Origin of the sequence: Compostibacillus humi (genome assembly GCF_014637175.1) — a bacterium.
Lineage (GTDB): Bacteria > Bacillota > Bacilli > Bacillales > Amphibacillaceae > Oceanobacillus > Oceanobacillus humi.
Genome location: NZ_BMEV01000108.1, coordinates 1 through 6,167 on the forward strand (window position 1 = coordinate 1; position 6,167 = coordinate 6,167).

Below are 6,167 nucleotides of genomic sequence, written 5' to 3' on the forward strand. Positions count from 1 at the left end.
GCGTTTTTTTTGGTTCTTGGTTTGTAGAACCGAACAAAAAACGCCAGGCACCAAGCGATGGTAATCGCGCGGTAGCCTAAGTAAGCGTACAAAAATAGAGTGCCGGAAATACTGGTGTGAGAAGGTTACCGAGAAAAGCTTGACACAAACAAAAAGCAGGACATGGTGGACGTGCACGGAAATTAAAGAAAGATGGAAAGAGAAAAGCTACTTTAGATAAAAATAGAAAATTGCTGTAGGAGTGAATTTGATTTATGAAGAATATGGTTTTTAACGGTTTTACGCTTAATTATCATGAGTCTATGAATGTTTATGTAAATGATGAAATGAAGCGAGTTATTTTTGTTTCTAAAGATAATGATGAAATACATGGTGTTTTAGAACTTGATCAAGATAATAAGGTTAAAATCTATCCTAGATGGAATGTAAGCTTTACCGTTGAAAATAAAGAGGTTATAATTGGCGTTAATTTTGTAGAAGAATAATGAATATTTATCTTTATCTGTTTAGGAGTAGCATTTGCTGCTCTTTTTTATTCAATTATTACAGCATACTGAAGTTTTCTTTTGTATAATTTATAATTGGTGATTGGAAGATTAACAGATTCATGCTTTTTAATCAAAGGTGTATTTTCTTCTTTACATCACGCCTCCTATAAGATTATTTACCTATACACATACCTCTCCCCAATCTTCCTTATTTCTCGATTTCTCTCCTTTATCTTATCCTGCAATTTCTTCATCAATTGGTACCTGTCTAAACCTAATCTGGTGATGATAGTTGTTGGAACACTGATTAATCCCATATCTGTCACAATCCACGCTAATGTACCTGCACCAACGGAAATAGTGGATTTTACGGACTTTTCCAAAGCATTCGTATAAGCATAGGCAAAACTTTGTTTACCCAATATCCATTTTGTTCCTTCGGCAACAGTAATGACAACAATGGAGGCTGACGGCACCACATAATCAACGGCATGATGTACAAACGGATTTTCGATAACACTTTCTAAATCCGAAGCAAAAATACCGCTGGAATGCATTTGTTCCGTTACTTTATCCGGATCGGCAAATACCTCCTCCGTTGTAATAACGTCGATATCAGGATTTTCTGCCAGTGCTGATTTGACGTAGCTCAATGATTCTGTCGCTTTTAATTGGTATACTTCGTCAATAGTTCCGTCTTCGTTTAAAATTTGTAAGTCCCACCCAGGTTGTGTCGGACTTTCAGCTAAAACGGCAGTTTGTCCAGATTCCAGTTGTAAATCACCAACTGCCTGTCCCTCATTTAATTCATCTCGAACGAGCACTTCAAAGTACTTCCCCTTCCAAGCAACGAGCAAGCCTTCCAATTCCTCCGTAGTTTTTCCTTCCAAATCTGAGAGCTCCATATTCGGAAATGCTAAATGAAATGCTTCTTCCATTTCAGGTGTAATCCTCTCATAGTGAACACCTTTGATTAAATCGACTGTTGCATCTAATGCAACGACGGATGCAGCAATTTCCAATAATAACTGTTCCCGCTCCTTGATGTATCGTTGATAGAGGGATTTTACGCCATTAGCTACGGGTTCATTTTTGCGTGAATTTCTATATTCGTTGGCAAGCTTTTGTAGCTTTTTCTTTTGCTTCAACATGGTCACCTCATCGTATCGTTAGGAAAATATTCCAGAGGATCAATATTGTCAAAACAATCCCGGAACTTATTGTTATAATTTTCTGTTTTTTTCGGACTTGCAGCAGTTCGGTTTGAAAGTTGGAATTCAAATTTTCCAATCGATGATTTAACTCATTTTCCGTATTTACGAATTTCTCTGTTATGTCTTTCGCTGTCTCATTTAGTTTTTCTTCTAACTGCATTAGTTCGTGATTAAACCGCCTGTTTTGCGTTTGCAACATTTCTAAGTTATCCGTCATTTTATCCTTAAAAGCGTTAATATTTGCATTTGTATCCTGAATATGATTCTTATTTTCCTGTAATTCCATGTAAAGATCTTTTAATTTTTGATTTAAATTTGCAATTTGTTGAGAATGCAGTTGCTCCTTCTTTTTCAGATTCGTTACAGATGTTCTTACTTGTTGGAGTTGATTTTCGAATGAAGCAAGACTATCTTCAATTTCATCTGCAAATTTATCTAAATTTTGCAGATTATCTTGGATTCGCGGATTTTCCATGATTAGCTTAAATTTGTTAATTTTATATTCCACTGATTTTAGCTTGCGATCCATACCTAGTAAAATTTCACCATAGATTTCAGTATATTCGTCAACAACTTGTTGAGTCCCCTTACCGGTAATTTCATCCCAAAATCCCATCCATTTCGACACCTCGTTCTATTTTATCAGACCTATATATCTATATATCGGCTGAAATTGAATTTTTGTGAAGAATTTGGAACTGCTTATTTAATCTTCCTTGATTCTACGGATAAAAGTTTATAGAATTATTTTCATGAACAAATAAAAGAACGGAGGTATAGAATGGAAAAAACATTTCATTTACGCACGACAGAGCACGATCAGATGATTGATATTACGGATACGCTTGAAAGCTGGATTCAAGAGATGGGTGTACAAAACGGAATACTCATCGTGTCGTCGCTGCATACAACGGCAGGCATTACGGTAAACGAGAATGCCGATCCTGATGTAAAAACCGACATGCTCCGGCGTCTTGCGGAAGTTTATCCGTGGAACCATCCGGAAGACAGACACATCGAAGGAAATACAGCAGCCCATTTAAAAACAAGCACGGTCGGACATGCCCAAACGTTAGTAATCTCCAATGGAAGACTCGTCCTTGGCACGTGGCAGGGTGTCTATTTTTGTGAATTTGACGGGCCGCGAAATAGAAAGTTTCATGCGAAAATAATTGTTGGCTAGCAAATTTCAGGAAATGCTGCATACATTAATTGATGGATCTCACTTCTAATAAAGCGTTCGTTACGTGTTATTTGCATTCAATAAAAAGGGGCGCCCAAAAATCAAATTCCATGATTTTTTGGACATCCCCTTCTCCTCTATTAACACTTCGTATTTTACTTTAACGCTTCCCTTACCCTTGGTACAACTTCATTGGCAAGCAGTTCCATATTTCGCCGTACTTTGTCAAAAGGCAATCCGCCAATATCCATTTGCGCCAAAAAGCGCGTTTGTCCGTACAATTCATGCTGCTGCAGTATTTTCTCCGCAATAAGCTCTGGACTACCGACAAACAGTGCCGTTTCCGGAGCAACCATCCGCTCAAAATCATCTCTGGACATTTTTGTTCCCATCCCGCGCTGGCGATTGACATAGTACCAGTAATTAGCATAATACGGATAAAATTCGTCCTTCGCCTTTTCTGTAGTTTCTGCGAGATAGACATGACCGGTTACTCCGATGTTTAATTGTTCGGGAGCATGCCCAGCTTGCAAACCAGTCTCACGATAAAGATCAACGAGCGGTTTAAACCGCTTTGGAATTCCGCCTAAGATCGCTAAAGCCATCCCGCCACCCAATCTCCTTGCCCGGACGGCACTTTCAGGAGTTCCGCCAACACCAATCCAGATCGGCAGTTTCTCTTGAAAAGGACGCGGTGCAATTTGCGCATGTTGCAGCGGTGAACGAAATTTTCCGTTCCACGTGACAACTTCCTCTTCATTCAGCTTTAACAGCAGTTCCATATGTTCGGTAAAAAGTTCATTGTAATCATCCAAGTCATAGCCAAAAAGCGGAAAGGATTCAACAAATGCTCCCCTGCCGGCCAAAATTTCTGCGCGTCCGCCCGAAATGACATCTACGGTTGCAAAATCTTCAAATAGCCGCACCGGGTCCAGTGTACTTACTACACTTGTAGCACTCGTTAGTTTAATGCGGTTCGTTGCCTGGGCAATGGCAGCCAAAACAACGGCAGGTGATGACACCACATAATCTAGCCGGTGATGCGAAAATATCAAGTCCCAGCTCGTCCGCCAGCTTGGCGGCTTCGATAATTTCATCCATTCTTTGCTTTGGACTGATGATTTCACCAGAATGCGGGTCCGGACCCAGATCGGCAAGGGTGTAAACTCCTACTTCAAAACGATTTTGTTTTATTGCAGTCAATGGTTATTCTCTCCTTAATCATCCAGCAGTTGTGGTTAAAACATATTTGACGTATTCCGCGAGGATGTTTTTGCAGTCCACTCTATTATATAAATTTGACGATGTCATTACACTTCATAAGCATTAAACAAGATGGCATTGGTGTATGGCTCTTTTTTAGTGAACAAAAAAAGGGAACGTTACTGTCCCCCGTTTTTTAAAAATATTCTCGTTTAAAGTGCGCTGTGCAGCCTGCAAAATTTTTCCTTATTATTTTTCTGTCGTGCTCTGCCGCGTTATTCTTGCTGTAATGCACTTTCATCCATAAAAACCACTTCCCATAAATGACCGTCTAAATCCTGGAAACCCCCATAAACCCGTAATCTTCCGGATCCCTAAAAGATGCACCGCCAGCGGACAATGCCTTATTTACGATTTCATCAGCTTCGTCCCGACTTTTAGCAGATAGGGCAATAATAACTATTCAACGGAAGCAAAGTATCCGCAATCTCCTTTTTCGTAAATCCTTTGAAACGTTCCTCATTCATAATCATGGCAAAGATATTATTGCTGATCATCATACAAGATGTCATTTCAACGGAGAATTGGGGATTAAACTCAAAACCGAGCCTCTTGAAAAGATTGGTGGACTTATTTACGTCTTTTACAGATAAAATGGGAAAATATTTTCGGATGTAAATGGCATGTTTTTACCCCCTGTGAAAAATATTGGCGAAAGCAGCCTATCATTAAAGTTTTTCATAAAATATGGTTTTGTATTCTTATTTACCAACGGGACTGCTACTAAGGCTACTAAGTGGATTTTGCATTTGTAGTATTTTCCAGTGGATGTTAAAAGTTATCTCTGAAAAGTCCGATAATAATAGTGGATTTAATGTTAAGGATTAAGGTATAACACTCCTTTTTCTCTAAACTTGAATTGAATCATTTAGTACAAAAATATCGAATATACAAGTTTTATGGATTCTCAGCTAGATAACTTTGAAGGGGAGGATATTTTTATGAACGTGGACCTCGGATATATTGGAGCAATAGCTGCCCGAATTAGTTCGAGAGCACCATCTGTCTATGAATATAAAAATCCATTAGCCGGCAAGCAGGTAGAAGTATTTAAAGACGGTGTGGCATACCAACTTACCTTTTCCGATGAAATCAGGCAAGTGCAAGGCTTAATGGAATTATCGATTGAGGAGTTTTATGCTAAAGATGTCAACGTTAAAAATGCAGATTCTGATGATATTTTTTCCTATCGCCCGCAGGATCAGTGGCTTGTTTTCAGCCAGTATTTACACGAGTATAAGTTTTTTGATTCGCTAAGCGATGAAGAATTAAAAAGGATTGAAACGATATTACAGCACATCACAGATGGAATGGACAGTTTAACCGAGAATAAAGGAATTAACCTTTTTGGGATAACGAAGAAACAGCTTAACTCCTATGAAGCACACCTTGAGCTTGCTTCATCAACTGCTGCACTGCAATATTTCAGCAATACCTATTTAAATGGCGATATAAAAGCTGGTTTTGATCAACTTATTCGGGATTATGTTAAACATAATAAGAAAAAGGTAATTGGTTATCAATCATTAGAGGAAAGATTCTATGAGGCACGGTCAAAAATCAATCCTGTTAACGCTCCACTGACGAACGAGCAGGCACGCCATCTATCCATGACGAATAAACTGGGAAAAACAACTTATAAAGATGATGAAATTGAATCCGTGATAAAAGCATACGAAGAAATGTTTAATCAGATTGCTAATGAATCCGATTTGTCCAGAGTATTGCTGATAGCGAAAGAAGAACTTCTCCAATTCGCAACAAAAGGAATTTTGCCTGCAGATAGAGATTACCGTTTAGCTAGGGATTTTGTAACAGAGAAATCCGCAGATACATTCGTAAGGATAGAGGGTTATTGGGGAATGTTATTGAATAGAAATCCAACAGATAGGGGTGAATTTTTAATCCCGAGTTCGACAGTTGCTAGGTAAACGAATGCCCCTCAAAGCTTTATGTATCAAGGTTTTGAGGGGTAAAAAGGGCATAATTATTGTGTTACTAGCTTTTCGGTTTGATTTC

5 protein-coding genes and 1 pseudogene are annotated in these 6,167 nt (G+C 38.6%); 3 read left to right on the forward strand and 3 right to left on the reverse strand.

Translation table 11 applies throughout. The features are described 5' to 3' along the window. Positions 1-254: 254 nt before the first annotated feature. The gene (locus IEV18_RS16285; protein ID WP_188393420.1) at positions 255-485 is read left to right on the forward strand and encodes a hypothetical protein; all 231 of its coding nucleotides are present in this window, start codon (positions 255-257) and stop codon (positions 483-485) included. 179 nt (positions 486-664) lie between these two features. Here IEV18_RS16285 and IEV18_RS17395 read toward each other — a convergent pair whose 3' ends face one another. Together IEV18_RS17395 and IEV18_RS16295 are read right to left on the reverse strand one after the other, a co-directional pair. Beyond that, entirely contained in the window at positions 665-1,636 is a 972-nt protein-coding gene (locus IEV18_RS17395; protein WP_229733701.1) for a hypothetical protein, read from the reverse strand. A gap of 10 nt (positions 1,637-1,646) precedes the next feature. Continuing rightward, entirely contained in the window at positions 1,647-2,318 is a 672-nt protein-coding gene (locus IEV18_RS16295) for a hypothetical protein (protein WP_188393422.1), read from the reverse strand. Positions 2,319-2,483: 165 nt separating this feature from the next. Here IEV18_RS16295 and IEV18_RS16300 point away from each other — a divergent pair, with 165 nt between their 5' ends. Beyond that, positions 2,484-2,885, forward strand: a complete 402-nt coding sequence (locus IEV18_RS16300; RefSeq protein ID WP_188393423.1) for a secondary thiamine-phosphate synthase enzyme YjbQ — start codon at positions 2,484-2,486, stop codon at positions 2,883-2,885. 155 nt (positions 2,886-3,040) lie between these two features. Here IEV18_RS16300 and IEV18_RS16305 read toward each other — a convergent pair. Next, a pseudogene (locus tag IEV18_RS16305) lies at positions 3,041-4,088 on the reverse strand (LLM class flavin-dependent oxidoreductase). 1,001 nt (positions 4,089-5,089) lie between these two features. Between IEV18_RS16305 and IEV18_RS16310 the strand changes: the two are divergent. Continuing rightward, entirely contained in the window at positions 5,090-6,079 is a 990-nt protein-coding gene (locus IEV18_RS16310; protein ID WP_188393424.1) for a hypothetical protein, read from the forward strand. Positions 6,080-6,167 lie beyond the last annotated feature (88 nt).